The 1980-nt window shown below is 61.3% G+C and carries 3 protein-coding genes; all 3 read right to left on the minus strand.

Features of this window, described 5'->3' with window-relative positions:
- Positions 1-248 (minus strand): site-specific integrase (locus HUJ17_RS09920; protein WP_290510545.1); only part of this gene is annotated, 248 nt, incomplete at its 3' end.
- 16 nt (positions 249-264) lie between these two features.
- Complete coding sequence (locus HUJ17_RS09925) at positions 265-990, minus strand: DUF484 family protein (protein ID WP_290510546.1); 726 nt, start codon at positions 988-990, stop codon at positions 265-267.
- 10 nt (positions 991-1000) lie between these two features.
- Positions 1001-1855 carry a diaminopimelate epimerase gene (gene dapF, locus HUJ17_RS09930; protein WP_366144909.1) on the minus strand — a complete coding sequence of 285 codons (855 nt, stop codon included), beginning with the start codon at positions 1853-1855 and terminating at the stop codon, positions 1001-1003.
- Positions 1856-1980 lie beyond the last annotated feature (125 nt).

Genomic DNA, 1980 nt, shown 5'->3' on the forward strand with positions numbered 1-1980 from the left:
CGGGCAATGGTCTTGCCGCCTTTTCCCTGCCGGTGCAGGGTGGCCACCAGCGAGCGCATGTCGTGCACGGTGAGCGTGGCCCAGTCCCGCTGCCCGGTGAGACGGAAGGCGTCTTTCAGGTCACGCTGATAATTGCTGACGGTGTGGGGGGAGAGGCGGCGCTCGGAGGCCAGATGGGTCAGGAAAGAATTGATAATTGATAATTGATAATTGATAGCGCCGGAGGCGCCGGGGCTTTCGTTATCCATTATCAATTATCCATTCTCAATTGATTTCCCCGGTTTTTTTGGCTGCCTGATGCGGGTATTGCCGCAGCACTTCATGCAGGCGTCGGCTCAGTACCTGGCCGATGTGGGTAATGAACAGGGTGCCCAGAGAGCTGCGGAAATGCATGGCGCTTTTGCTGCCGATGGCCAGCAGGCCCAACTTTCCCTGGTATTCCAGGGGGACCATGGCGGCGGAGCGGATGTCGGTTGCATGTTCCTGGAACAGGGCCTGCATTTCTTCTTCGCGCATGGCGCCGCACACCGCCTTGCCGTTGCGTAGCAGGTGGTTGAGCGCGCTGGGCAGGGCGTCACTGTCCACGCAACGAATCTGGTTGCGCAGGTCGCCAAGGATAGGGATTTCCCGGTCGTAGAGCATCAACGCTACCCGGTCACAGTGGAAATCATCGCCGAGGCTGGTGAGCAGGTTGCGGAACAGTTTCTCTGCCCCACGGGCTTCCAGCAGGGACAGGGTCAGACGACGGGTCTTGTCGAACAGGTGATCGTTTTCCCGGGCCACGTCCAGCAAGCCGTTGAGGCGGTCGCGCAGCTCGTTGTTGCGGTCGCGGAGAATGGAGGCCTGACGTTCCAGTAATGATACGGCGTCACCTTTGGAGTCCGGCAGACGCAGTAGTTCCAGCAGCTCTGGGCGTTGCTGAAAGAAATCCGGATTGTCGCGCAAGTAAGCGGCAACCTGGTCGGCGCTGGCCTTGGTGTTCTCCGTCATGGATCCGTCCTTATACTGCCGCTGTTACATTAATGCTGCCATCATAGACATGGCTGGCAGGGCCTGTCATCCGGATGCCGCCCTGGCCATCGTAGCGAATCTGCAAGGTGCCGCCGGGCAGGTGCACGGTGACATCCTGATCCAGGAAGCCCCGCCGCTGGCCGATCACCACGGCGGCGCAGGCGCCGGAGCCGCAGGCCAGGGTTTCCCCGGCGCCCCGTTCGTAGACGCGCAGGCGGATTTCATTGCGGCTGACGATCTGCATGAAGCCCACGTTGACCCGCTCCGGGAACTGCTCGTGGCTTTCCAGCAGCGGTCCCACAGTTTCGACTGGTGCCGTGTCCACATTCTCCACCAGCAGGGTGCAGTGCGGATTGCCCAGGCCGACGGCGCCGACTTCGTAGGCATTGCTGCCCGCGACCAGAAAATAGGTGTCCTGTTCGCCCTTGGCGATCAGCGGAATCGCTTCCGGCGCCCAGCGCGGCGCGCCCATGTCCACGGTCACCTGCTCGTCGTCGGTCACTGCCAGGGTCATCTGCCCGGCGGCGGTTTCTACCACGATCTCTGCCTTGTCGGTAAGGCCATGGTCGCGCACGAAACGGGCAAAGCAGCGAGCGCCGTTACCACACTGGCTGACCTCGGAGCCGTCCGCATTGAGGATGCGATAACGGAAATCCGCACCGGCACTACGGGCCGGTTGCACGATCAGCATCTGGTCAAAGCCCACGCCGAAATGCCGGTCGCCCAAGCGGCGGATTTCATCGGCGGAAAACGGCACACCGGTTTCCGGCAGCGACTGGCTGATGCCGTCGATAACCATGAAATCGTTGCCCAGGCCGTGCATTTTGGTAAAGCGCAGGTTCATGCGGGGTGTCCGGTATGGGTAAAAGTCCATTGTACTCCGGGATGCGGGCGACGTCAGGTGATGGCGTATTCGCGTTGTTCCATGAGCGTTCAGGCTTGGCTACGAAGCCACTGTAGGAGCGCCTC

This window comes from Alcanivorax sp., from assembly GCF_014762765.1.
GTDB lineage: Bacteria > Pseudomonadota > Gammaproteobacteria > Pseudomonadales > Alcanivoracaceae > Alcanivorax.

Bases quoted from the DNA above. Each gene is read 5' to 3' on its own strand.
- dapF (WP_366144909.1), bottom strand. From the start codon at position 1,855: ATGAACCTGCGCTTTACCAAAATGCACGGCCTGGGCAACGATTTCATG.
- HUJ17_RS09925 (WP_290510546.1), bottom strand. From the start codon at position 990: ATGACGGAGAACACCAAGGCCAGCGCCGACCAGGTTGCCGCTTACTTG.